Origin of the sequence: Bacillus massilinigeriensis (assembly GCF_900111815.1) — a bacterium.
In the GTDB taxonomy this organism is placed as follows: domain Bacteria; phylum Bacillota; class Bacilli; order Bacillales; family Cytobacillaceae; genus Mesobacillus_C; species Mesobacillus_C mediterraneensis.
The window spans coordinates 494,068-518,082 of sequence record NZ_LT630004.1; the positions used below are offsets into that span (position 1 = coordinate 494,068).

The following is a 24,015-nucleotide window of genomic DNA, read 5'->3' on the forward strand; positions in this document are numbered from 1 at the left end:
ATGCAGGTTACCCGCGACAGGACGGAAAGACCCCGTGGAGCTTTACTGCAGCCTGATATTGAATTTTGGTACAGCTTGTACAGGATAGGTAGGAGCCTTGGAAACCGGAGCGCCAGCTTCGGTGGAGGCGTCGGTGGGATACTACCCTGGCTGTATTGAAATTCTAACCCGCGCCCCTTATCGGGGCGGGAGACAGTGTCAGGCGGGCAGTTTGACTGGGGCGGTCGCCTCCTAAAATGTAACGGAGGCGCCCAAAGGTTCCCTCAGAATGGTTGGAAATCATTCGCAGAGTGTAAAGGCACAAGGGAGCTTGACTGCGAGACCTACAAGTCGAGCAGGGACGAAAGTCGGGCTTAGTGATCCGGTGGTTCCGCATGGAAGGGCCATCGCTCAACGGATAAAAGCTACCCCGGGGATAACAGGCTTATCTCCCCCAAGAGTCCACATCGACGGGGAGGTTTGGCACCTCGATGTCGGCTCATCGCATCCTGGGGCTGTAGTCGGTCCCAAGGGTTGGGCTGTTCGCCCATTAAAGCGGTACGCGAGCTGGGTTCAGAACGTCGTGAGACAGTTCGGTCCCTATCCGTCGTGGGCGCAGGAAATTTGAGAGGAGCTGTCCTTAGTACGAGAGGACCGGGATGGACGCACCGCTGGTGTACCAGTTGTTCTGCCAAGAGCATCGCTGGGTAGCTATGTGCGGACGGGATAAGTGCTGAAAGCATCTAAGCATGAAGCCCCCCTCAAGATGAGATTTCCCATAGCGTAAGCTAGTAAGATCCCTGAAAGATGATCAGGTTGATAGGTCAGAGGTGGAAGCGCGGTGACGTGTGGAGCTGACTGATACTAATCGATCGAGGACTTAACCAAAAAAGAAAAGCGGAGGCGAAGAGCTGAAGCTGGACAATTAGGCATACTCATTCTTCTTTACCTTCTGAAACATACATTATCCAGTTTTGAGGGAATGAAAAATTTCTCTTGAAAAATTCATAAAAGACATTATAATAATAAATGTCTTTAAAAATGTCTGGCGGCGATAGCGAGAAGGTCACACCCGTTCCCATACCGAACACGGAAGTTAAGCTTCTCAGCGCCGATGGTAGTTGGGGGTTTCCCCCTGTGAGAGTAGGACGCTGCCAGGCTAATCACATATTATTCCGCAGTAGCTCAGTGGTAGAGCATTCGGCTGTTAACCGAACGGTCGTAGGTTCGAATCCTACCTGCGGAGCCATTTAATTTACACCTCGCAGGTTTGACATGCTTCCATAGCTCAGTAGGTAGAGCACTTCCATGGTAAGGAAGAGGTCAGCGGTTCGAGCCCGCTTGGAAGCTCTGTAAATTAATTATTGGCCCCTTGGTCAAGCGGTTAAGACACCGCCCTTTCACGGCGGTAACACGGGTTCGAATCCCGTAGGGGTCACCATTAACGGAGGATTAGCTCAGCTGGGAGAGCATCTGCCTTACAAGCAGAGGGTCGGCGGTTCGATCCCGTCATCCTCCACCATTTTTGGACAAACCAATATTATTCACACCATGCCGGTGTAGCTCAATTGGTAGAGCAACTGACTTGTAATCAGTAGGTTGAGGGTTCAAGTCCTTTCGCCGGCACTTTGTGGAGGGGTAGCGAAGTGGCTAAACGCGGCGGACTGTAAATCCGCTCCCTCCGGGTTCGGCGGTTCGAATCCGTCCCCCTCCACCACTAAAAAAACGGACATATTTGTCCTTTTTTGTATTTTATCAATGGGCTATAGCCAAGCGGTAAGGCAACGGACTTTGACTCCGTCATGCGTTGGTTCGAATCCAGCTAGCCCAGCCATTTTTGTGAGCCATTAGCTCAGTCGGTAGAGCATCTGACTTTTAATCAGAGGGTCGAAGGTTCGAGTCCTTCATGGCTCATTTTCTTTGCGGAAGTAGTTCAGTGGTAGAATACAACCTTGCCAAGGTTGGGGTCGCGGGTTCGAATCCCGTCTTCCGCTCTGTTACGGGGCCTTAGCTCAGCTGGGAGAGCGCCTGCTTTGCACGCAGGAGGTCAGCGGTTCGATCCCGCTAGGCTCCACCATCACACTACATATACTTATTCAGCCTTAAATCTAGCCGATTTAAGGCTTTTCTTTGTTTATTGGGCGTTTTTTGATATGCAGATGGACTCAGAAATGATGATAGGTGAGTAGAATAGCCATTGGTAGGCAGCAAGCTCATTAACAATCTTTAAAATCAACCAACTTTGAGTCAAAATCAACCACCTCACGAGATAAATCAACCATGATGAGCGGGAAATCAACCAACTATAATGAGAAATCAACCAACATGGCCTAGGAATCAACCAGAGGTAAAAAGCCAAACCCTAAATGACAATTTTAATGAAACCCGGTTTAGCAAATGAACCTAATCTGCGGCCATTCATCCAACCCCCTGAGCAATCAACCAGGCTTCGGCGGAAATCAACCAACTTTGAGTCAAAATCAACCACCTCACGAGTTAAATCAACCATGATGAGCGGGAAATCAACCAACTTTAATGAGAAATCAACCAACATGGCCTAGGAATCAACCAAAGGTAATGAGTTGAGACCAGAGAATAACAATTTTTAAACATCCTCGGACTGGATAAAGATCCTTCAATGGTCGATATAAAATAAGAACGCAGACAAACTTATAACGGCTTATACGAGCAACCTTGCTAGCCTCATGTATAGATATGCATGACTTTGTCGAGTTGAGTCATTGTCATGAAAGAAGTTACAATACATGATATAGGGGAGGTTGGTAAATAATGAGAAAGATTTCTGTTATTGGTATGCCTATGGATTTGGGGCAGATGCGCCGTGGTGTTGACATGGGTCCTAGTGCAATTCGGTACGCGGGAGTTGTGGAACGTTTGCAGGTGCTGTTTGACGAAATAGAAGACAAAGGGGATATTGCAGTAGGAAGGCCGGCAGTGAAAATTGACCCGGAATCTAAACTGCGTAATTTGGAACTAATTGCAGAAAAAAATGCCCTGCTCGCTTCCGAGGTAGAACACATTGTGAACGAAGGTTCTTTTCCGCTTGTACTTGGAGGAGATCATAGCATTGCAATCGGGACGCTCGCAGGGCTGGCTAAGAACTATCATAAGCTAGGAGTTATTTGGTATGATGCTCATGGCGACTTGAATACAGCAGAAACATCGCCTACAGGAAATATTCACGGTATGCCGCTTGCGGTCAGTCTAGGCAAGGGTCATCCAATGCTCACGGGCCTTGGAGGGGATGCTCCTAAGGTATTGCCGGAGAATATTGTGCTAATTGGTGCAAGAGACCTTGATGAAGGGGAGAAAGCATTGATTAAGGAACTTGGCATCAAGGTGTATACGATGCATGAAATTGACAGATTAGGAATGGCAAGAGTAATGGAAGAGACAATTGGATATCTGAAGGAACGTACGGACGGCGTTCACCTGTCCCTTGACCTTGATGGCCTTGATCCGGCAGATGCACCTGGAGTGGGTACGCCTGTAGCTGGCGGCATCAGCTACAGGGAAAGCCATTTGGCGATGGAGATGCTTGCAGAATCAGGCATCATTACGTCCGCAGAGTTTGTTGAAGTGAACCCAATCCTGGATGAGAAAAATAAAACAGCAATCGCTGCAGTTGCCCTGATGGCATCATTATTCGGTGATAAACTTCTATAATTAAATGCAAAAAAAGGCAGCAGTTTTTTACTAGCTGCTGCCCTTTATATAAAAGCATGTTAACATGCTTTTCCACCATTAAGTAATTGGTATTTATTTAAGAGTTGGTCAAGCTTTGTACTAACCGCGATGACCCTTTGATTGGAGAGGGAAGTGTTCGATGCAAGTCTTACCATTTCATTGCGGCAGTGTTCAATATCCTCAAGCAGCCTTTCCAGGCACATGGACATCCCATCCTCTACTTTCAATTTACTACAATAATTTTACCCAATAGCTAGCTTTTTAAACGAAAAGATAAGTTTTTTGTTAAAATAATGAGTGGAATGAAACTTTTTAAGTTACCAGACGTATTTAAAATAGCCGCAGCAGAGCGGAGGGGAAGAATGGAGACCATCGTAAAGAGAAGAATCAAGCAAATGATCAAAGGCGACCAGAACGCCTATGAGGAAATAGTTGAACTGTATAGAGACAAAGTCTTTCAGCTCTGCTACCGCATGCTTGGCGACCGATATGAGGCGGAAGATATCGCGCAGGAAGCTTTCATCCGCGCGTATATCAATATCAAGAGCTTCAACCAGAATTTGAAGTTCTCCTCATGGATATACAGGATTGCGACGAATCTTTGCATCGACCGGATCAGGAAGAAGAAGCCTGATTATTATCTTGATGCAGAAGTTCCCGGGACGGAAGGGCTCAACATGTATTCGCAGGTTTCAGCCGATACAGCACGTCCCGAGGTAGAGCTTGAAAGCCTAGAACTACGCGACGAAGTGCAAAAACAAATTGCAATGTTACCCGAAAAATACCGATCAGCTATCGTATTAAAGTATATTGAAGAGCTATCCTTGAACGAAATAAGTGAAATTCTCGATCTTCCGCTAGGGACGGTGAAAACAAGGATACACCGGGGAAGGGAAGCCCTCAGACAGCAATTGAAAAATGTATAGTGAGGTGAATGGAGTGAGTTGTCCAGATCGCATCGTTGATTACATGCATGATTATTTGGATGAAGAAATAACGGAAAGCAATAAGCAGGAACTCAAACAGCATCTTCAAGCCTGTCCTGATTGCGAACAGCATTTCAGGGAGCTGGAAAAAGCCATCGCTTTTGTGCAGAGCACCTCTCACATCAAGGCACCTGACGGGTTTACAGCAGGTGTCATGGCAAAGCTTCCGCAGGAGAAGAAAAGGCTCAAAATGGGCAGATGGTTTAAGAGGCACCCGCTGCTTTCCGCCGCTTCGTTATTCCTAATGTTGATGACGGGCAGCATTTTCTCCACATGGAACGAAGACCAGGAGTTTTCCGTTTCGAAGCAGCCGAACCTTGTAGTGGAAAATGGTACGGTAACAGTCCCAGAGGGAGAGGTTGTGAAAGGGGATGTGGTTGTTCGTAACGGCAAGCTTAATATCGAAGGTCAAGTTCAGGGTGATGTCACAGTCATTAATGGCGAGAAATACCTTGCGTCTGCCGGCCAGGTAACAGGAGAAATCGAGGAAGTAAACGAAGTATTCGAATGGATCTGGTACCATATCAAAGAGGCAGCCAGTAATGCTGCCAGCCTGTTTGAGGGAGAGGAAAAAGACCAGTCACTCCAGTAATGAAGGAGTGGCTGTTTCTTATTTCAGTGCTATAATTCGGTTATCATTCATATTTTAAACAAGTGATATGTTATAATAAGAAAAGTCTGGCTTGGAAGATTTTCATCTAGGACATACTTATAAGAAAAAAGTTTTGGAGGAAGGGCAATGTCGATCGCTGATTTTGATATTTTAAAATATCTTGCCAATATTGTTGACATTCTCCTAGTCTGGTTCGTCATATATAAGCTGATCACTGTCATCAGGGGTACAAAGGCTGTTCAGCTCCTGAAAGGGATCTTCATGATCCTGTTTGTCAAATTTATCAGTGATTACTTTGGGCTGAAGACGCTCAGTTGGATGATGGAGCAGGCGTTGACATGGGGATTCCTCGCGATTATCATCATCTTCCAGCCTGAGTTGAGAAGGGCACTCGAACAATTGGGACGCGGTCATTTGTTCTCAAGGACTGGCCTTCAGGAAGAAGAGGAAGAAGAAAGGATGCTTGAGTCGATCCTTAAAGCAACAGATTATATGGCAAAGCGCCGGATTGGTGCGCTGATGTCCGTTGAGAAAGAGACCGGCATGAGCGACTACATCGAGACAGGAATCCAGTTGAACTCAAGAATTTCTGCCGAGCTTCTGATCAACATCTTTATTCCGAATACGCCGCTTCACGACGGTGCGGTCATCATCCAGAAGAGTACCGTTGCTGCGGCAGCCTGTTATCTGCCTTTATCCGAAAGTCCTTTTATCTCTAAGGAACTGGGAACAAGACACAGGGCTGCACTAGGTGTCAGTGAAGTGACAGACAGTATCACAATCGTTGTTTCGGAAGAGACAGGGAGCGTTTCCCTAACGAAGAACGGGGAATTGTACCGGGATTTAAATAAAGATAAGCTGCGAGAGCTCTTGCAGAGCGATCTGGTAACCCCGTCAAAAACCAAGCAGGCTGGTTTTGGCCTTTGGAGTTGGAGGGGAAGGGGTAAGGAAAATGGATAAGTGGATTGATAACCCATGGTTCATGAAAGGTGTCGCTCTCGTTCTTGCCATGCTGCTGTTTGCCTCCGTTCCTAATGATAATAAACCGTTAGTTGTCAATGTGCCTTCAAGCACAGTATCGGAAACGCTGCAGGATGTCCAAGTGAAAAGCTATTACGATACGGAAAACCTTGTTGTAAGCGGTGTTCCTGAAACGGTCGATGTGACGATAAAAGGACCGAAGAATATTGTTCAGCAGACAAAAGGGCTGAGGGACTTTGAAATCTACACAGACCTTACCAAGCTTGAAATGGGTGAGCATCGGGTGACCATTATGGCGCGCAATATATCAGACCGCCTGAAGGTGACCATCAAACCTAAATATGCTGACGTTTCCATACAGGAAAAAATTTCCAAAGAGTTCAAAGTGGATGCCGAATTCAACCGCGACATGGTTGATGAAGGTTACTCTGCCGATGCGCCTGCCGTAACACCAGGAAAAGTAAAGATTACCGGTGCGAAAGATATCATTGAAAAAGTCAGCTACGTGAAAGCAACGGTGAATCTAAATGAACCGATTAAGGAAACGATAGAAAAAAATGCGGTTATTCAAGCATTTGACCGAAATATGAATAAGCTGGACGTTACCGTCGAGCCGAGGGTTGTCAAGGTGACAATTCCAGTAAAAAGTTCAAGCAAAAAAGTTCCAATAGAAATCCAGCAAAGCGGAGATCCCGCACCTGGCATTTCTATTCAGTCAATGGAATTAGATAAAAAAGAAGCAACGATTATTGCTCCTCCCGATGTCTTGAAAAGTGTTGAAAAGGTTCGGGTGGAAGTCGATATAAGCAAAATCACCGACGATACAGAACTTACACTTCCAGTCATCATTTCCAACGGTGTGGTCTCTGTAACGCCTGAAACTGCGGTGTTGAAAATCAATGTCACCAAAGCAGGCGACGCTCCTGAAGAAGAGGAAGATAACCAGGGAGTGAGTCAGGCAGCGAACGACCAAGAAAAAACCTTTTCCAATGTCCCGATAGGGGTGGAAGGAAAAGCCGATGATTATAATGTTTCTTTTATAAATCCTGAAAGCGGTCGCCTGAACCTGTCAGTATGGGGGCCAGGTGATGCTGTCGCCTCTGTGGGGCCGGGAGATTTCGGGCTTCGAATTAATGTTTCGGGCCTTCGGGAAGGCGAGCATAGTGTCGCTATTAAAGTATCAGGTCCTAACAATATCAATTGGAAGGTATCGGATACGACAGCAAACATAAAGGTTTCGAAAAAAGAAGTGTAAATCACAGCAATTTCCACACAAGGAGAGATTGAAAGAATGGGTAAATATTTCGGTACTGATGGAGTACGCGGAGTCGCAAACAGTGAATTGACTCCAGAGCTTGCGTTTAAGCTTGGTAGGTTTGGCGGGTATGTCCTGACAAAGGACAAAGACCGTCCGAAAGTCTTGATTGGACGCGACACCAGAATCTCCGGCCATATGCTTGAAGGAGCATTGGTTGCCGGCCTGCTTTCGATAGGTGCAGAAGTGATGAGACTTGGTGTGATTTCCACTCCTGGAGTAGCATATTTAACGAAAGCAATGGATGCAGAAGCAGGAGTTATGATTTCCGCTTCGCATAATCCCGTAGCGGATAACGGCATTAAGTTTTTTGGCCCTGACGGCTTCAAGCTTTCCGATGACCAAGAGGCAGAAATTGAGCAACTAATGGATTTAGATAAGGATGAGTTACCGCGCCCTGTGGGAGCCGATCTCGGGCTAGTAAATGATTATTTTGAAGGCGGACAGAAATATCTTCAATTCTTGAAGCAATCGGTTGATGAAGACTTCTCGGGTATACATATTGCCCTTGACTGCGCACACGGCGCTACATCTTCCTTGGCGATGCACTTATTCGCTGACTTAGATGCGGATATTTCAACGATGGGCGCCTCACCGAATGGCCTCAACATCAATGATGGAGTTGGCTCGACTCATCCGGAATCCCTTTCTGCCTTCCTGAAGGAAAAGGGAGCAGACATTGGGCTAGCATTTGATGGTGACGGAGACCGCCTTATCGCGATTGACGAGAATGGGGACATTGTGGACGGCGATCAGATTATGTTTATCTGCGGAAAGTATATGAAGGAAATGAAGCGACTCAAGCACAATACAGTTGTTTCCACTGTCATGAGTAATCTTGGTTTCTATAAAGCATTGGAAGCGAACGAAATCAACACAGCGCAGACAGCTGTAGGTGACCGCTATGTCGTGGAGGAAATGAAGAAAAGCGGATTCAATCTTGGCGGTGAGCAGTCAGGGCATATCATTTTCCTTGATTACAACACAACCGGCGACGGCCTCCTAACAGGACTTCAGCTTGTGAACATCATGAAGGTGACAAACAAGCGTCTTTCCGAGCTTGCAGCAGAAATGAAGAAATTCCCGCAGGTGCTTGTGAACGTCCGCGTGAAGGACAAATACCATGTAACCGATAATGAAAAAGTGAAGGAAGTTATCGAGGCGGTTGAAGGCGAAATGGGCGGGAATGGCCGCATCCTTGTTCGCCCTTCCGGTACAGAGCCGCTTGTCAGGGTGATGGCAGAAGCGCCTTCCGAAGAGCTATGCCGCTCCTACGTTAACAGAATTGTCTCTGTAGTGGAATCGGAAATGGGCCTTAAAGAATAGTGAAATGGATATATGCACGGGAGAACCCTTCGGTAATCCCGTGCATATTTTATATGGTGCGGGAGGTTTAACCATTTTTCACAGGGGAAAGGTAAGAAACGCTTTTCCAATTTCTTTTTTCAGTTGACGGAAGATAAAGATTCAGGTATGATTATCCTGTTTTTGTACCATCAAAAACGGAATATATTGTATGGAGGGAGGGCTAGGAAAGGAAGTAAAAACGAAAGCGCCAGGACTGGCTCTGAACGGAACGAGACCAGTTGACGAGGTGGAGGTTTATCGAAATTTCGGCGGATGCCTCCCGGCTGTAAGGCACAGCCGCGAATCCTTTCTTTAAAACACTAGGGCAACCTTGTGGACAAAGGGAAGGGAATGCCAAAGGCAGCCCCAAATTGGGCGGCCATAAATAAAAAAGCAACAGAGATAAGGGGGCAAGTCCCCCAAAAGGTTTCTTGCCCCCTGATCCGATTAGGAGGAAAAGAAAATATGTGTGGTATTGTTGGATATATTGGAAATAATGATTCAAAAGAAATATTGTTGAAGGGCCTTGAAAAGCTGGAGTACAGAGGCTACGACTCTGCTGGTATCGCAGTAGCAAATGGCGAGGGCGTGCATGTATTCAAAGAAAAGGGCCGTATTGCGGAATTACGAAAAGCTGTTGATGCTGATGTTTTCGCAGCAACTGGTATCGGACATACACGCTGGGCAACTCACGGTGTGCCAAGCAGGGAGAACTCCCATCCGCATCAAAGCCAATCAGGCCGCTTAACGCTTGTACACAATGGCGTTATCGAGAACTATGACATTCTAAAGCGCGAGTATTTGCAAAATGTTCCTTTCAAAAGTGAAACAGACACAGAGGTTATCGTACAGCTTGTAGAGCTGTTCGTGAACGAAGGAAACACTGTGGAAGAAGCTTTCCGCAGAACCCTGTCCCTTTTGCACGGATCATATGCGCTCGCCCTTATTGATGACAAGGACCCTGACACCATTTATGTAGCGAAAAACAAGAGTCCGCTACTTGTCGGCTTAGGCAAGGAATTCAACGTTGTTGCAAGTGATGCGATGGCAATGCTTCAAGTAACGAATGAATATGTTGAGCTGATGGATAAGGAAATGGTCATCGTAACAAAAGAGAAAGTGACCATCAAAAACCTTGACGGCGAAATAGTGGATAGAGGCTCTTATATTGCAGAGCTTGATGCGAGCGATATCGAAAAAGGCACTTACCCGCACTACATGCTGAAAGAAATCGACGAGCAGCCGCTTGTAATGAGAAAGATCATCCAGAACTACCAGGGTGGAGAAGGCGCGCTTGAAATCGATTCTGATATTGTAGCAGCAATGAAACAAGCGGATCGCATCTATATCATCGCAGCAGGTACTTCCTATCACGCTGGCCTTGTCGGCAAGCAGTTCATTGAAAGAATGGCGAAGCTTCCAGTTGAAGTTCATATCTCAAGTGAGTTTGGCTACAATATGCCTCTCCTTTCCGAGAAGCCGCTATTCATTTTCATTTCCCAGAGCGGAGAGACTGCAGACAGCCGCCAAGTACTAGTCCAAGTGAAGGAAATGGGTCACCCAGCGCTCACGATTACAAACGTTCCTGGTTCTACACTTTCCCGTGAAGCAGATTTCACGCTTCTATTGCACGCAGGCCCTGAGATTGCCGTTGCTTCAACAAAGGCATACACGGCGCAGTTGGCTGTACTGGCTATCCTTGCAGAAGTAACAGCAAAGAGCCGCGGATTCGATGTAGAATTCGACCTTGTGAAGGAGCTGGGAATCGTTGCAAGTGCAATGGAATCCTTGACTGACTCCAAGGAAGCTTTCGAAGACATCGCTCGCGAGTACTTGACTGTTACAAGGAACTGCTTCTTCATCGGCCGTGGAATCGACTTCTATGTTGGCCTAGAAGGTGCTTTGAAGCTGAAAGAAATCTCCTACATCCAGGCAGAAGGCTTCGCCGGCGGAGAACTCAAGCACGGCACTATCGCACTGATCGAAGAGGGAACACCAGTTATCGCCCTTGCGACTCAAGACTACGTCAACCTAAGCATCCGCGGAAATGTGAAAGAAGTAGCAGCGCGCGGAGCGTATCCTTGCATCATTTCGATGAAAGGCCTGGAAACAGACGGAGACCGCTTCGTCCTTCCAGAAGTGCATCACCTATTAACACCTCTTATCTCTGTAATCCCACTGCAGCTCATCTCCTACTACGCAGCGCTTCACCGCGACTGCGACGTCGACAAGCCAAGGAACTTGGCAAAGTCTGTTACAGTGGAGTAGGGTTAGGGAGTTTGTAGTTTAAAAAATGTGGATTTGAAATAAAGTTGCACCGTTTTTCGGGGCTGTCCAAAAAGTCAGTGAAAGTTGAACTTTTGGCGCCCCTTTTTTGCATTTTTCTCTCTAAAAAAATACAAAAAAATCATCCTTTTTAGTATTATGAAGTTGTATTCTTGCAGGTACCCAAAGTCTCCAGTCAATATCCCAATGAGAAGGCTGCCAGTTCCGAAGAACCATCCATATTTTTGGATTTTTTTAATTCGGTTTAGGAGCAGTACAACTAGAAGAGAACCCATGCCAATAGATCCGATCTTTCATTTTGTCAATTGCATCTCTTATATCTCCAGAAAGATTCAAGTAGAATTTCTTTCTAATAGATTCAAACTCTGAATCAAAAGATTTCAGCAAAAATGGAGGCCAAGGGGGTGTCAAATATGTTTGACACCCCCTTGGCCTTGTTTTATTATATAGGTGTAAAATTTCTTTTACAGCTTGTAAATGTGGAGGCATATGAATTGGACAATCGAATCAAGGAGTATAGAGAGAAAAACAGTCTTTCACAAGGAAAATTAGCAGAATTGTGTAATGTAAGCAGGCAAACGATTAATGCTATCGAGAATAACAAATATGATCCAAGTTTACAATTAGCATTTGATATTGCAAGAAATTTAAATGTTGTAATGGAGGATTTATTTATACAATCAGAAAATGGAGGAAAAGGGAATGGATAAATCTAGAAAAAATATTGTTGTTTTAGCCTTTATTATATTTGGTATATTATTGGGATTTGCATTATACAAATATTTACGGTTTGGAACTATTGATGGAGGAACAGTATTCTTTAGTTTTATTGCCCTATCATATTGTTTTAATTGGCTCAATTGGGGTAACCACGAAGGAGGTGGCAAGAAAGACGAATTAGACAAACATATTGAAACTCAAAGTGCTAAGATAGGATATTTTGTGTTAATGATTTTAGCTAGCTTAATTCTATTTATATCTGAAGGAGTAGCTAATTTAAATGATATCGATAATTATCCTTTACTCATTGTGGTTGGTCTTACTTTTGTTACACTTCCAATTACAGAATTCATATATTCAAAGAAGTTTAAATAATTTTATCCATCTTATGTCCACCGCTACCTGTGCTGGAATTTTAGTCCACTGCTGTCTAAATCTTCGTGAAGAATATGAACAAATTTGCTGCTGAAGTCTTCAGCAGTTTTTTTTTATTAGTTTCTCATACTTGGAGCACGTATAGTCTCATTCATTATAACTCTCATTTATAGGTTTAGTTACAGTGAACTGGGGTATTGGGCAAAGTAGGCCCTTTCCAAAATTTCCTTATGAGGGTTATTTTCAACGAATTTCGTGAAAGATGAGAGTAATAGTTAATGAAGGAAGGGATGAGATAGTTGGCTAAAAAATTGCCTCCATTCTTAAAAAAGCTCAGTTATTTCGGAAAATCGGAAAACATGACAGATCATGCGACAATCGCACCTGACGACCGAGATGCTGAAAAAGTATATCGACGGCGCTGGCAGCACGATAAGGTAGTCAGGACGACTCATGGTGTAAACTGTACGGGTTCCTGCAGCTGGAAGGTCCATGTAAAGGATGGAATCATCACTTGGGAAACGCAGCAGACAGATTACCCGACGACAGGGCCTGATATGCCAGAGTATGAACCGCGAGGCTGTCCAAGGGGTGCCACTTTTTCATGGTATACATACAGCCCAGTCAGGATCCGGTATCCGTATGTTAGAAGTGCACTAATCGAATTATGGAGAGAAGCATTCAAGGAACATAAGGATCCAGTTAATGCTTGGAAAAGCATTGTCAGCAATCCTGAAAAAGCAGAAAGGTACAAGGCTGCCCGCGGTAAAGGCGGATTTGTCCGCTCCAGTTGGGATGAACTGAACACATTGATCTCTGCTTCATTGATTCATACGATTCAAGAGTATGGTCCAGATCGGATTTTTGGATTCTCCCCAATTCCGGCCATGTCAATGGTTAGCTATGCGGGAGGTGCCAGGTTCTTGAATTTAATAGGTGCCCCTTTATTAAGCTTCTATGATTGGTATGCAGATTTGCCGCCGGCATCACCGCAAATCTGGGGAGAGCAGACAGATGTCCCTGAAAGCTCTGATTGGTACAACTCCTCCTATTTGATCGTATGGGGTTCAAATCTCCCGCAGACTAGGACACCGGACTCCCATTTTTATGTAGAGGCAAGGTACAGAGGGGCAAAGGTGGTCGCAGTAAGTCCGGATTATGCCGAATTCGTCAAGTTTGCTGATAAATGGCTGCCTGTTCAGGCTGGTATGGACGGAGCTATTGCAATGGCGATGACTCATGTCATTCTAAAGGAATTTTATGTTGATCAGCAAGTTGATTATTTTAATGATTATGTAAAAAAATACACGGATTTACCGTACCTGCTGCTTCTGAAAAAGAATGGAGATTTTTACCAAGGGGATAAGTTCCTGCGGGCTTCCGATATAGGCCGACAGACTGAAAACAGTGAATGGAAGACCGTTGTCCTTGATCAGTCATCAAATGATTTTGCTGTCCCTAATGGAAGCATTGGTCATCGCTGGGAAAATAACCAAAGCTGGAATCTCCATATGAAAGATACGGATAATCAGCTGGATGGGATTGAACCTGTTCTGACTCTCAAAGGGATGGAAGATGAAGTGGTGATGGCAGGCTTCCCATTTTTCGGTCCAGATAAGAAGGAAATCCTTAAAAGAGGCGTGCCGGTTAAGAAAATAACAAAAGACGGTGAAGAAATGTATGTGACGACCGTCTTCGATATGCTTCTTGCGAATTGCGGTGTGAATCGTGGGTTGGCAGGAGATTATCCGGAAGACTATGACGATTTACAGCCTTACACTCCGGCCTGGCAGGAATCCATTTCAGGAGTCAGCAGGCAGGACTGTGCTCAAATAGCGAGAGAGTTCGCACAAAATGCCATCGATTCGAAAGGAAGATCGATGATTATCATGGGATCAGGTATCAACCACTGGTATCATTCTGACATGATTTACCGGGCCATCCTGAATCTTGTATTGTTGACAGGCTGCCAGGGAGTAAACGGCGGTGGCTGGGCTCACTATGTCGGGCAGGAAAAAGTCCGCCCTCTCGAAGGCTGGCAGACAGTCGCCATGGCAAGAGACTGGGGAGGACCTCCAAGGCTGCAAAATGGAACATCATTCTTCTATTTTGCTTCCGAGCAATGGAGGTACGATAATCAAACATCGGATGAACTCATTTCACCATTGGTTGATAAGCCTACTTACCAACATCCAGGTGATTATAATGTGCTGTCAGCGAGACTAGGATGGCTGCCTTCTTACCCTCAGTTTAATGACAATTCAATCAAAATTGCCGAGAAGACTGGCAAAAGTGATAAAGATGCAATTATTAAGGATGTCGTTCAGCAGCTGAAAGAGGGGAAGCTGAAATTTGCCATAGAAAATCCAGAAGATCCAAAGAACTTCCCAAAGGTTCTGTTTGTATGGCGCGCAAATCTGATTGGCAGCTCAGCTAAAGGGCATGAATATTTTCTTAAACACCTGCTTGGCACACATCATGGCAATTTAAGTGAACAAAATGAAGAGGAACTAACAAAAGAGATCAGCTGGGTGCAGGATGTTCCGGAAGGTAAGCTTGATTTAATGATAGATTATGATTTCAGGATGTGTGGAACCGGGTTATACTCTGATATCATTCTTCCATCAGCGACGTGGTATGAAAAGTACGATGTATCGAGCACAGATATGCACCCTTTCATCCATCCGTTCAATCCCGCCATCACGCCGCCATGGGAGGCAAAGTCCGATTGGGATGCATTCAAGAATCTCGCCAAGACATTCTCTGAAATGGCAGAAAGATATTTTACTGAACCTGTGACTGACCTGGTTGCTACCCCTCTCTTGCATGATTCTAGAGATGAGATTTCTCAATCTTATGGAAAGATCCCAGACTGGAAAAATGGAGATATAAAACCACAACCGGGAGTGAATTTGCCTCGTCTCCACTTGGTCGAGCGTGATTTGACAAAGGTATACGACAAGTTCATCGCACTCGGTTCGAATGTGAAGGAATCAATCGGATCAAAAGGGATTGGGTGGGAAGCTGCCAAGGAATACGAAAAGCTGAAAGCTATAAATGGTACTGCATCACAAACAAAGGACTATAAGGATTTGCCAAGCCTGTATACAGACAGAAATGCCGCGGAGACGATTCTTACGTTATCCAGTACCACTAATGGTTCCCTGGCAATGAAAGCATGGGATGCATTGGAAAAGAAAACGGGCCTTGAGTTGAAGGATCTTGCTGAAGAACGGGCTGAGGAGCACATGTCATTTGCAGAAATTACAGCGCAGCCGCGGAAGGTTATTTCATCGCCAGTCTTCAGCGGGTCAGAAACTGGGAACCGCCGCTATAACCCTTTTACCACGAATGTGGAACGGCTAGTGCCATGGCGAACTTTGACAGGGCGGCAGCATTTCTATATGGATCATGACCTGATGATTGAATTCGGTGAGGAGCTTCCTAACTTCAAGGCTCCGCTTCATAAGCTGGCTTTTTACCGAGGTGATCATGAGCCCGCTGCAAAAGGGAATGAGATAACCCTTAGCTACCTGACGCCTCATTATAAATGGTCCTATCATAGTACGTATGGAGATACCCTGCCGATGTTGACTTTATTCCGCGGAGGTCCTCATGTATGGCTGAATAATGAGGATGCTGCTTCTGTTGGCATAGAGGATAATGATTGGATTGAAATGTATAACCGGAACGGTGTGGTTGTTGCGAGAGCAGTAGTCAGCCATAGAATGCCAAAAGGAATTGTCTTCATGTATCACGTGCAGGAGCGCTACATCAACGTGCCGGGTTCTCCGATCACGAAACAGCGCGGCGGTACGTTCAACAGTCCGACACGTATCCATATCAAGCCGACCCAGATGATTGGCGGGTATGCGCAATTGAGCTATGGATTCAACTACTATGGACCAACCGGAAACCAGAGGGATGAGAAAGTAGTGATCCGGAAAATGAACAGGGATGAGGTGGAATGGCTTGAAGATTAAGGCACAGTTCGGAATGGTCATGAATCTCGATAAGTGCATTGGCTGCCATACTTGCAGTGTTACTTGCAAGAATACCTGGACGAACCGGCCTGGAGTGGAATATCAATGGTGGAACAATGTTGAGACGAAACCAGGAATTGGCTACCCGAAAGGATGGGAGAACCAGGAACTGCGAAAGGGAGGATGGGCCCTCAAGAACGGGAAGCTGGAACTAAAAGCCGGGGGCCGAGTCAATAAATTGCTGAATATATTCTATAATCCTGACCTGGCAGATATGGATGATTATTATGAGCCTTGGACGTATGACTATGAGAATTTGATACAAAGCCCTGAGAAGAAGCATCAACCCGTGGCAAGGCCAAAGTCACAAGTAACAGGCGAGTACATGGACATCAAATGGGGTCCAAACTGGGAGGATGATCTTGCAGGGGTGCATGTAACGGGGAAGAAGGACCCAAACATGGCAGGTCTTGATGAGCAGATTAAATTTGAATTTGAACAGGCATTCATGATGTACCTGCCAAGAATTTGCGAGCATTGCATGAATCCTTCCTGTGTTTCTTCCTGCCCGTCTGGTGCGATGTACAAGAGGGAAGAAGACGGAATTGTTCTTGTCGATCAGGATGCCTGCCGCAGCTGGAGATTTTGCATGACTGGCTGTCCTTACAAAAAAGTTTATTTTAACTGGAAAACACAAAAGGCTGAAAAATGCACTTTCTGTTACCCGCGAATTGAAGCAGGACTGCCAACCGTCTGTTCTGAAACTTGTGTGGGCAGGCTGAGATATATCGGGATCGTCCTCTATGATGCGGATAAAATCAAAGAGGTTGCATCCGTTCAGGACGACAAGGACCTGTATGAGGCTCAATTGGGTATGTTCCTTGACCCGCATGACCCCGAAGTGATCAAGGAAGCGAAAAAAGAAGGAATCCCTGATGACTGGATTGAAGCAGCCCAGAGGTCACCTGTCTATAAGCTGGCTGTTGAACAAAGGATTGCGCTTCCGCTTCACCCTGAATACCGGACGCTTCCTATGGTCTGGTATGTTCCGCCATTGAGCCCGTTCGTGAGCGTTTTTGGCGGTCAAATCGATGATCTTGATCCGAATATCATTTTTCCGACGATTAACCAGTTCCGTATTCCAATTGAATATCTGGCAAATCTCTTTACGGCTGGTGATACTGAAGTGATTAAGTCGGTACTTCAGAAGCTGGTGGCAATGCGTATATACATGCGCCAGGTGAATTTGGGTAAAGAACCGAACTTGGATGTTCTTGAAGCAGCAGGAATGACCGAGCAAGTAGCAAGGGATATGTATGAGCTTTCGGCCATCGCCAAGTATTCAGAACGCTATGTCATTCCACCTTCCCACAAGGAAAGAACAGGGGATATGCATTTTATGCAAGGAAACGCAGGCTTTGAAGACCTTGCTCAGGATTGTGAATCATGCAGCGTCGGATCTGAACGTGATCCCCTCTATTATTATGGTGAAGAATACTGGAGGGATTTGGATGAACCAAAGCCAAGTGGTTTATAAGTTGTCTTCCATTTCGCTGCACTACCCGGAAAAAGAGTGGAAAGAATACATCTCAGAGCTTTATGACGAAACAAGTTTGATTGATGACGTTCGTTTACGTGGAATGATCGGACATTTCCTGGACTACGTAGACAGGAGCAGCATGGAAAAATTGTGCCAGAACTATGTGTTGACGTTTGATTTCAATGAAAGGAGTACGCTCTACTTAACTTATTCTGTATTCAAGGATAACCGGGAGAGAGGTCCTGCACTAGTGAAGCTTAGGAATGAGTTCCTTGAGGCAGGAGCGAATCTGGAGAGTGATGAGTTGCCTGATTACCTTCCGCTGATTCTCGAGTTCGCTTCCATCACGGAGACAGAAAAATCAGCAAAGATTCTCAAACTGCACTACCGGGCGATTGAGCGGCTATGGCTAGAGCTGGAATCGATGAACAGTCCATACCATTATTTGCTGGGTGCATGTGTATTGTGTATCAAGCAGCTTAGAACGAATGAGCAGACCAGTAGAACAGATGAAAGGAGAATCATATGAGCAGCCTTGATCTCTTTCTATGGGTGATTTTTCCTTATATTTGTCTGACGGTCTTTGTGTTAGGACATATATACCGCTATCATACTGATCAGTTTGGCTGGTCGGCTAAATCGAGCCAATTTCTCGAGAAGAAGAAGCTAAAATGGGGAAGCATCCTTTTCCATTGGGGAATCATCTTCGTGTTCTTTGGCCATGTTGCCGGTGTGCTTGTTCCGAAGATCATTTATGACAAGATCGGGATAACAGACCACATGTACCATTTCGGAGCCGTATGGTTTGGCGGAGCAGCAGGAGTCATTTGCGTAGTCGGAGGAGCATTGCTTTTCATGAGAAGGGCGTCAGTCAAACGAATCAGAGTGAACAGTACTTTCAAGGATTGGTTATCACTAGTCCTGCTAGGCATTGTAGTCATTGTCGGATTTACCAATACAGTTGGATACACGGCATCAGGAGGAGACTTTGATTATCGGACAACGATTGGTCCCTGGTTCAGGGGAATCATGACCTTCAATCCGGAACCAGCTTATATGATTGGTGCGCCAATCGGTTTTCAGGCTCATATCCTTTTGGCTTTTGCTTTATTTGCGGTTTGGCCATTCACAAGGCTTGTCCATGTCTGGAGCTTGCCATTGGAATATCTTAAGAGGAGATACCTGGTTTATCGAAGGATGGGCCCGGTCCAAAATGTCTCCAAGAGAATTAAACCATAATAGAAAGGCTGAACGTCAGCATTCTTTGCTATTTAGTAAAGGAGGAGTCGAATATGTCAGGTCTTGCGTTGAAGAATCACTTTTCACATCAATCAATTCATGATGGTTATTATACAGAAGGACGAGATTTGACGGAATTGCTCGTAAAACTATTCAGAGAGGAACGTGCGGAGGATTGCGCCGTTGCAGCAGACGCCCTTGTGGAACACTGGGAAACGAGGACTATTGCTCATGCGGATTCTGAGGAAGAAGGCTTTTATAAGGAAGTCATAGAAAATCAGCCTGAAATGAGAGAGGATGTAATCAAACTCATTAGAGACCACGATCTAATTAGAATGATTGTGGCTGATGTCAAAGTTAGGCTGCCGATAGAAGGTGTAACAGAAGAAGTCATAGATCGCTTCAAAACCATTCTGCATCTGGTGGATATTCATAATCATGAGGAGGAAAGAGTCCTTTTCAAGCAGGATCATTCTCATCTTGAACAAATCCGCGAACAAGCTGAAAAACCAGCCTCAGGACAAGAAAAATGCAAATAGAATGAATATCGGAAAAGAGAAGCAGAGAATCCGCTAAATGGACTCTCTGCTTCTTTTAATAGGTCGATAGATCACTGAACATCGCTACTAACATTTTTGGCTGGCCAGCTTCATCTCTAATGGTGCTGATTGTCAGCCATTCAGGATAGATTTCTCCGTTTTTCTTTCTATTCCAAATTTCACCTTGCCAATATCCGTTATTATTGATCTTTTCCCACATCGATCTATAAAAATCTTTGTTATGCTTGCCTGAGTGCAGGATGGAAGGTGTTTTTCCGATTGCTTCCTCTGCCTTATAGCCGGTTACCTTTGTAAAAGCAGGATTGACTTTCCTGATGATTCCGTTCATGTCCGTCACCATCATCCCTGATTCAGTACTTTCAAGAACATTGGAGGCGAGTTTGAGCTGGTCTTGATAATATAGCCACACGACAAGAATCAGGCTGGCCAGCGCAAACTCAGAGAGAGCCATGAATCCAATTGCGTAATGCCCGGTCCAATTGAACAGGATGGTGAGGATCAATGGAGGAAAAAAGCCTCCCAGTCCGCCCATCGCAGCAACGATTCCATTCACAATCCCTGCCTGCTTTGAGAAATACATTGGAACGAGCTTAAAGATTGTCCCATTCCCAATTCCCGCCGAAATCGCCACTCCGATAACGCCGACTGTGTAAATCGGTAAGGAAGGAGTAAAGGAAAGGAGGAAACCGCTAAACGTCAGCCCCGTGAAAACAAACATCAGAATGATGAAGGAATTGAATTTGTCGCCAAGCCATCCGCCAACTGGCCGCAGGAATGTGGCAATGGTAATGAAGCCTGCTGTTCTAAGGCCAGCATCCACTTTGTTCAGATCAAAATGATTCACCAGGAAATTTGGCAAGTAAATGGTGAACGCGACAAACGAACCGAACGTAATAAAATAAAATAAGCTAAGCAGCCAAAGTTTTGGGTTTCGATACACACCTTTTATCTGTTCGCCCAGCGAAACCTTAACCTTTTTCTCTTGCCTGTCCCCGAGCAAAAAGTTTAAGGCTGCAATGATGATCAATAGGATTAGGTACATGTTAACTGTTGCCCGCCAGCCAAATTCATTTGCAATCACTGGAGCTAAAAATGCAGTAAAGGCAGTACCGATATTTCCGGCACCGTAAATTCCATTTACAAAACCATGTTTTTCCTTTGGATAATATTTAGGTAACGATGTTACACCGACAGAAAAAACAGCACCGCCAATACCAAGCAAGAGTCCACCTGTGATCAAAATTGTGATGGAGTCGGCAGAACTTATGATAAAGACGGGGAGCAAGAGGCTGATAAAACTAATGGTGAAAATCAGGCGAGCACCATACTTATTTGTCCAATACCCGATGGGGATCCTTAAAATGGAGCCGAGGATTACCGGAATAGCGGTAACGAAAGCCATTTCACTGGAAGTCAAATCAATATCAGCCGATATGTAAGGCATTAAGGAGGAAAGAACCACCCACACCATGAAACCAATCACAAGACTAGTGGTCTGAAGAACGAGTTGAAAGCTTCTTTTTTGCATACTTGTTCTCCTTTCTAGATTCTGCAACTCGATAGGCCCTCCTTTATTAAAGTACCCACATAGATAAAACTAAACCGGATTTTTTACATAATTTGTTGGTTGGTTTATAGTTAAAAAGATATGAATTTCGAAATTAAATGGAATCCTTTTTAAAAAAATTCACACCCGTAGTATAAACAAAAATTATTAATTAGGATGTGCAGGTAATGTTAGATTCCGAAAAATTAGTTTATCCAGCATTCATACGACAGGATGATGAAGGGGTATTTTGTGTGTATTTCCCTACAATCTTTCATGAATTCGGGTGGGAATACCCGTTGTCACGAGGAAAAACCAAACGTATAGCCATAAAAGAGGCACAAAAGGATTTAGCTTACTCTCTGGCAGGGATTTTATATGATAATGAAGAGCTTCCTGAATCTATCCCTATTCAAATCAATCATCTTTCCGAAGAGGCGGAGTTAATCGATATAGAAACTTCGTTTGAACCTTACGCAAAAGAGATACAGGAGCATTTAAAAGGTCGCCATTGGCATATTAATTATTATGTTGAAGAAAATGACGATTTTATAGAAGCTATTGGCTATAAAAATAATCAAGGAACATGGGATATTTTTTTAGAGAATTGTTCTGACGGTGAAATTGAAGTATTCGATTCCTTTTGCAAAAAGAATCCTGATTACCCTAATTATCCTTTCCTTTTTACAGTCAAATTAAGAAAGGAAGCTGAAGAAAAATTTAATCATTTTGTTGAAGAAGTGATTTTAAGGGGAAGGAAGCGTCTAATGGAATAATAATTTGGGTGTTTAGCTGTTAAGGATATAGAATGATAAGTTTAGAATATTAATAAGGAATTTTTACAGTACCTTGCAATAACCAGTAGTGTATGGTAAGTTATTTACAAGATGGTTATTAATTGTTATCCAGTACTGTTCAATAAACGGTACTGGATATTAAAAGAATGGGTGATGTTGTATTGAATGTACAATTTAAAAAAGGTGTATTGGAACTGTGCGTACTTGTGTTGTTGGATAAGCAAGACCGTTACGGCTATGAACTTGTTCAAAAGATTTCAGATCAAATTGAGATATCGGAAGGCTCGGTTTATCCACTGTTACGACGACTGACCAAGGAAGAGTACTTTACAACATATTTGCAAGAATCAACGGAAGGGCCACCACGTAAGTATTATAAGCTAACAGAGAAAGGCCGGGATTACCTTCAGAGATTGCTGACAGAATGGAATGAGTTTTCTAATGGAGTCAATCAATTAATTAAGGAAGGTGCGGAAAGATGAATAAAGAACAATTTTTGAAACAATTGAATGCTTCATTAGAAAGGCTTCCGCAAGATGAGCGGCAGGATATATTACAAGATTACGAAGAGTATTTCGCAATTGGATTGGAAAAAGGGAAAACGGAGCAGGAAATATCGGCATCCCTTGGAAACCCAAAGCAAATTTCCAGGGAGCTGACAGTATCTTACCGTCTTGATCAAGTCGAGCAAAAGACTACTGCTGGAAACGTAATGCGAGCAGTTTGGGCAGTTATTGGATTAGGATTTTTTAATTTAGTCATTGTATTAGCCCCTTTTGTTGCGCTGGTAGGAGTTATTATCGCAGGATGGGTGTCTGCTATATGCTTCATTCTTGCTCCTTTTAGCGTATTAATTAATCTTTTTTTAGGCACATTTCGATGGTTTGATTTGTTCTTCACAGTAGGTCTTTGTGGTATTGGTATTTTCCTTGCTATGGGGATGTTTTTCGCTACAAGTGCTATAAGTAAAGGGTTTATTCGTTATATGAAATTTAATGCCTCGCTTGTGAAAGGTGGTTTGAAACATGACTAGTATTAAAAAATTATCTATCCTTGCTCTTTTTCTGTTAGTAATTGGTGCGGTAGGTTGTTTGTTTACATTTTCTCAAGTGACGAATATGGGAGTGAATAAAGAGATAAAATCGATTGCAGATGAAGTAGCGGAAGTAGAAGTTATTTCGGACAATGCAGCTGTTGAAATCATCCCGACTGCTGATACTAAAACTAGTGTGGAGTTATTATCAAAAGGAGTAGATGTATCTCAGCTTAGTTTTTCTGCAGATGTGAAAGGAAAAAAGCTTAAAGTTATATTAAAAGATCAACGCTCCTTTCGCATTGGTTTACAAATTCAATCAATAGTTTTAAAAATGTACGTGCCCGAGAAACTTTATAAGTCGTTTTCAGTTAAAAATGATAATGGAAAAGTACAAATGGCTGAATTGGATATAAAGAGTTTGAACGTGCAATCACAAAATGGGCGAGTTGAATTAAACGATATAAAATCTGAAAAAGTAGAAGTGAAACTTGCTAATGGAGAGATAGATCTTAATAATGTAGAGGGAAATCTGATAGGGTCTTCAAATAACGGAAAAATCTCCCTCGTCACAAAAGACCTGGATCAGAATATACACTTGGAAAGTGACAATGGGAGAATTGCAATTAAGACGGATAGGGAACCAACCAATGCAACCTTTGATGTTCATGTTGACAACGGGAAAATCGATATTCTCAATAAATACAACGGAAATGCCGTGATTGGTAAAGGTGAAAACTTGGTTAAATTAGAAACCAACAACGGGAACATTAAGGTAACGAAATAGGAATAAAGTGAAAAAGCCCATTCCATTGGAATGGGCTTTTTCAGTTAGAATCTACTTAAGAGCTTATTATAAAAATAAACCATATATGTATAATACTAAATAGTTCTGAAAAATGTTTATTTGTGTAAAATAATAACTGCTAGAATGCTGGTGTAGTCAATATTATGGGGGAAGAGTGAGATGTTTTCCTTTTTTCATCAAAATAGTTCTTTGGTGGGAT

Annotated in this window: 20 protein-coding genes, 10 tRNA genes, 1 rRNA gene and 1 other annotated feature; of the genes, 29 read left to right on the forward strand and 2 right to left on the reverse strand. The window is 44.0% G+C overall.

Annotation, left to right across the window (positions count from 1 at the left end; translation table 11 throughout):
* Positions 1-855 (forward strand) — a sequence feature (23S ribosomal RNA rRNA prediction is too short).
* A gap of 168 nt (positions 856-1,023) precedes the next feature.
* The 12 genes from rrf to rocF all read left to right on the forward strand — a co-directional run bounded on the left by rrf (position 1,024) and on the right by rocF (position 3,666).
* Positions 1,024-1,139, forward strand: a 5S ribosomal RNA gene (rrf, locus tag BQ5796_RS02575).
* A gap of 14 nt (positions 1,140-1,153) precedes the next feature.
* Positions 1,154-1,228: transfer RNA gene (locus BQ5796_RS02580), tRNA-Asn, on the forward strand.
* A gap of 28 nt (positions 1,229-1,256) precedes the next feature.
* Positions 1,257-1,329 (forward strand) — tRNA-Thr (locus tag BQ5796_RS02585).
* A gap of 16 nt (positions 1,330-1,345) precedes the next feature.
* Positions 1,346-1,420: transfer RNA gene (locus tag BQ5796_RS02590), tRNA-Glu, on the forward strand.
* Between the two features lie 5 nt (positions 1,421-1,425).
* Positions 1,426-1,501: transfer RNA gene (locus tag BQ5796_RS02595), tRNA-Val, on the forward strand.
* A gap of 31 nt (positions 1,502-1,532) precedes the next feature.
* Positions 1,533-1,605 (forward strand) — tRNA-Thr (locus tag BQ5796_RS02600).
* Between the two features lie 6 nt (positions 1,606-1,611).
* Positions 1,612-1,696 (forward strand) — tRNA-Tyr (locus tag BQ5796_RS02605).
* Between the two features lie 42 nt (positions 1,697-1,738).
* Positions 1,739-1,813: transfer RNA gene (locus BQ5796_RS02610), tRNA-Gln, on the forward strand.
* 7 nt (positions 1,814-1,820) lie between these two features.
* Positions 1,821-1,893 (forward strand) — tRNA-Lys (locus BQ5796_RS02615).
* An 8-nt stretch (positions 1,894-1,901) separates the two neighbouring features.
* A tRNA-Gly gene (locus BQ5796_RS02620) sits at positions 1,902-1,973 on the forward strand.
* Between the two features lie 7 nt (positions 1,974-1,980).
* Positions 1,981-2,056, forward strand: a tRNA-Ala gene (locus BQ5796_RS02625).
* 713 nt (positions 2,057-2,769) lie between these two features.
* Positions 2,770-3,666 (forward strand): arginase, encoded by an 897-nt coding sequence (gene rocF / locus BQ5796_RS02630; RefSeq protein WP_071458840.1) that lies wholly within the window; start codon positions 2,770-2,772, stop codon positions 3,664-3,666.
* Positions 3,667-3,725: 59 nt separating this feature from the next.
* Here the strand turns inward: rocF and BQ5796_RS17270 are convergent, their stop codons facing one another.
* A complete protein-coding gene (locus BQ5796_RS17270; protein ID WP_099421381.1) occupies positions 3,726-3,896 on the reverse strand; it encodes an aspartyl-phosphate phosphatase Spo0E family protein in 171 nt (56 codons plus the stop codon).
* A 153-nt stretch (positions 3,897-4,049) separates the two neighbouring features.
* Here BQ5796_RS17270 and sigW point away from each other — a divergent pair, with 153 nt between their 5' ends.
* The 13 genes from sigW (at position 4,050) to BQ5796_RS02700 (ending at position 19,611) form a co-directional block, all read left to right on the forward strand.
* Positions 4,050-4,613: an RNA polymerase sigma factor SigW gene (sigW, locus tag BQ5796_RS02635; protein ID WP_071458841.1), complete on the forward strand. Its 564-nt coding sequence runs from the start codon at positions 4,050-4,052 to the stop codon at positions 4,611-4,613.
* Between the two features lie 13 nt (positions 4,614-4,626).
* Positions 4,627-5,265, forward strand: a complete 639-nt coding sequence (locus BQ5796_RS02640) for an anti-sigma factor family protein (RefSeq protein ID WP_071461115.1) — start codon at positions 4,627-4,629, stop codon at positions 5,263-5,265.
* 147 nt (positions 5,266-5,412) lie between these two features.
* Entirely contained in the window at positions 5,413-6,246 is an 834-nt protein-coding gene (gene cdaA / locus BQ5796_RS02645; protein ID WP_071458842.1) for a diadenylate cyclase CdaA, read from the forward strand.
* Complete coding sequence (locus BQ5796_RS02650; RefSeq protein WP_071458843.1) at positions 6,239-7,522, forward strand: CdaR family protein; 1,284 nt, start codon at positions 6,239-6,241, stop codon at positions 7,520-7,522. The genes cdaA and BQ5796_RS02650 overlap by 8 nt, the downstream gene beginning before the upstream one ends.
* A gap of 36 nt (positions 7,523-7,558) precedes the next feature.
* Positions 7,559-8,908, forward strand: a complete 1,350-nt coding sequence (gene glmM, locus BQ5796_RS02655) for a phosphoglucosamine mutase (RefSeq protein WP_071458844.1) — start codon at positions 7,559-7,561, stop codon at positions 8,906-8,908.
* A 486-nt stretch (positions 8,909-9,394) separates the two neighbouring features.
* Positions 9,395-11,197, forward strand: coding sequence for a glutamine--fructose-6-phosphate transaminase (isomerizing) (gene glmS, locus BQ5796_RS02660; protein WP_071458845.1), 1,803 nt, complete (start codon positions 9,395-9,397; stop codon positions 11,195-11,197).
* Positions 11,198-11,709: 512 nt separating this feature from the next.
* Positions 11,710-11,925: a helix-turn-helix transcriptional regulator gene (locus BQ5796_RS02670; RefSeq protein ID WP_071461116.1), complete on the forward strand. Its 216-nt coding sequence runs from the start codon at positions 11,710-11,712 to the stop codon at positions 11,923-11,925.
* On the forward strand, positions 11,918-12,310 hold the full coding sequence (locus tag BQ5796_RS02675) for a DUF2178 domain-containing protein (protein ID WP_071458847.1): 393 nt from the start codon (positions 11,918-11,920) through the stop codon (positions 12,308-12,310). Before BQ5796_RS02670 ends, BQ5796_RS02675 begins: the two co-directional genes overlap by 8 nt.
* A gap of 299 nt (positions 12,311-12,609) precedes the next feature.
* Positions 12,610-16,293, forward strand: coding sequence for a nitrate reductase subunit alpha (locus BQ5796_RS02680; RefSeq protein WP_074033880.1), 3,684 nt, complete (start codon positions 12,610-12,612; stop codon positions 16,291-16,293).
* On the forward strand, positions 16,283-17,830 hold the full coding sequence (gene narH, locus BQ5796_RS02685; protein WP_071458848.1) for a nitrate reductase subunit beta: 1,548 nt from the start codon (positions 16,283-16,285) through the stop codon (positions 17,828-17,830). The genes BQ5796_RS02680 and narH overlap by 11 nt, the downstream gene beginning before the upstream one ends.
* A complete protein-coding gene (narJ, locus tag BQ5796_RS02690; protein WP_071458849.1) occupies positions 17,805-18,362 on the forward strand; it encodes a nitrate reductase molybdenum cofactor assembly chaperone in 558 nt (185 codons plus the stop codon). The genes narH and narJ overlap by 26 nt, the downstream gene beginning before the upstream one ends.
* Positions 18,359-19,072, forward strand: a complete 714-nt coding sequence (gene narI / locus BQ5796_RS02695) for a respiratory nitrate reductase subunit gamma (RefSeq protein WP_071458850.1) — start codon at positions 18,359-18,361, stop codon at positions 19,070-19,072. Before narJ ends, narI begins: the two co-directional genes overlap by 4 nt.
* A gap of 53 nt (positions 19,073-19,125) precedes the next feature.
* Complete coding sequence (locus tag BQ5796_RS02700) at positions 19,126-19,611, forward strand: hemerythrin domain-containing protein (protein WP_071458851.1); 486 nt, start codon at positions 19,126-19,128, stop codon at positions 19,609-19,611.
* Positions 19,612-19,666: 55 nt separating this feature from the next.
* Here the strand turns inward: BQ5796_RS02700 and BQ5796_RS02705 are convergent, their stop codons facing one another.
* On the reverse strand, positions 19,667-21,160 hold the full coding sequence (locus BQ5796_RS02705; RefSeq protein ID WP_071458852.1) for a nitrate/nitrite transporter: 1,494 nt from the start codon (positions 21,158-21,160) through the stop codon (positions 19,667-19,669).
* A 206-nt stretch (positions 21,161-21,366) separates the two neighbouring features.
* On the opposite strand from BQ5796_RS02705, the gene BQ5796_RS02710 reads away from it, so the two are divergent.
* From BQ5796_RS02710 to BQ5796_RS02725, 4 genes are all read left to right on the forward strand, one after another.
* Positions 21,367-21,954, forward strand: a complete 588-nt coding sequence (locus BQ5796_RS02710) for a DUF3986 family protein (protein ID WP_071458853.1) — start codon at positions 21,367-21,369, stop codon at positions 21,952-21,954.
* Between the two features lie 182 nt (positions 21,955-22,136).
* The gene (locus BQ5796_RS02715; protein ID WP_071461118.1) at positions 22,137-22,457 is read left to right on the forward strand and encodes a PadR family transcriptional regulator; all 321 of its coding nucleotides are present in this window, start codon (positions 22,137-22,139) and stop codon (positions 22,455-22,457) included.
* A complete protein-coding gene (locus tag BQ5796_RS02720) occupies positions 22,454-23,008 on the forward strand; it encodes an HAAS signaling domain-containing protein (protein WP_071458854.1) in 555 nt (184 codons plus the stop codon). Before BQ5796_RS02715 ends, BQ5796_RS02720 begins: the two co-directional genes overlap by 4 nt.
* Positions 23,001-23,795 carry a DUF4097 family beta strand repeat-containing protein gene (locus BQ5796_RS02725; RefSeq protein ID WP_071458855.1) on the forward strand — a complete coding sequence of 265 codons (795 nt, stop codon included), beginning with the start codon at positions 23,001-23,003 and terminating at the stop codon, positions 23,793-23,795. Before BQ5796_RS02720 ends, BQ5796_RS02725 begins: the two co-directional genes overlap by 8 nt.
* Positions 23,796-24,015 lie beyond the last annotated feature (220 nt).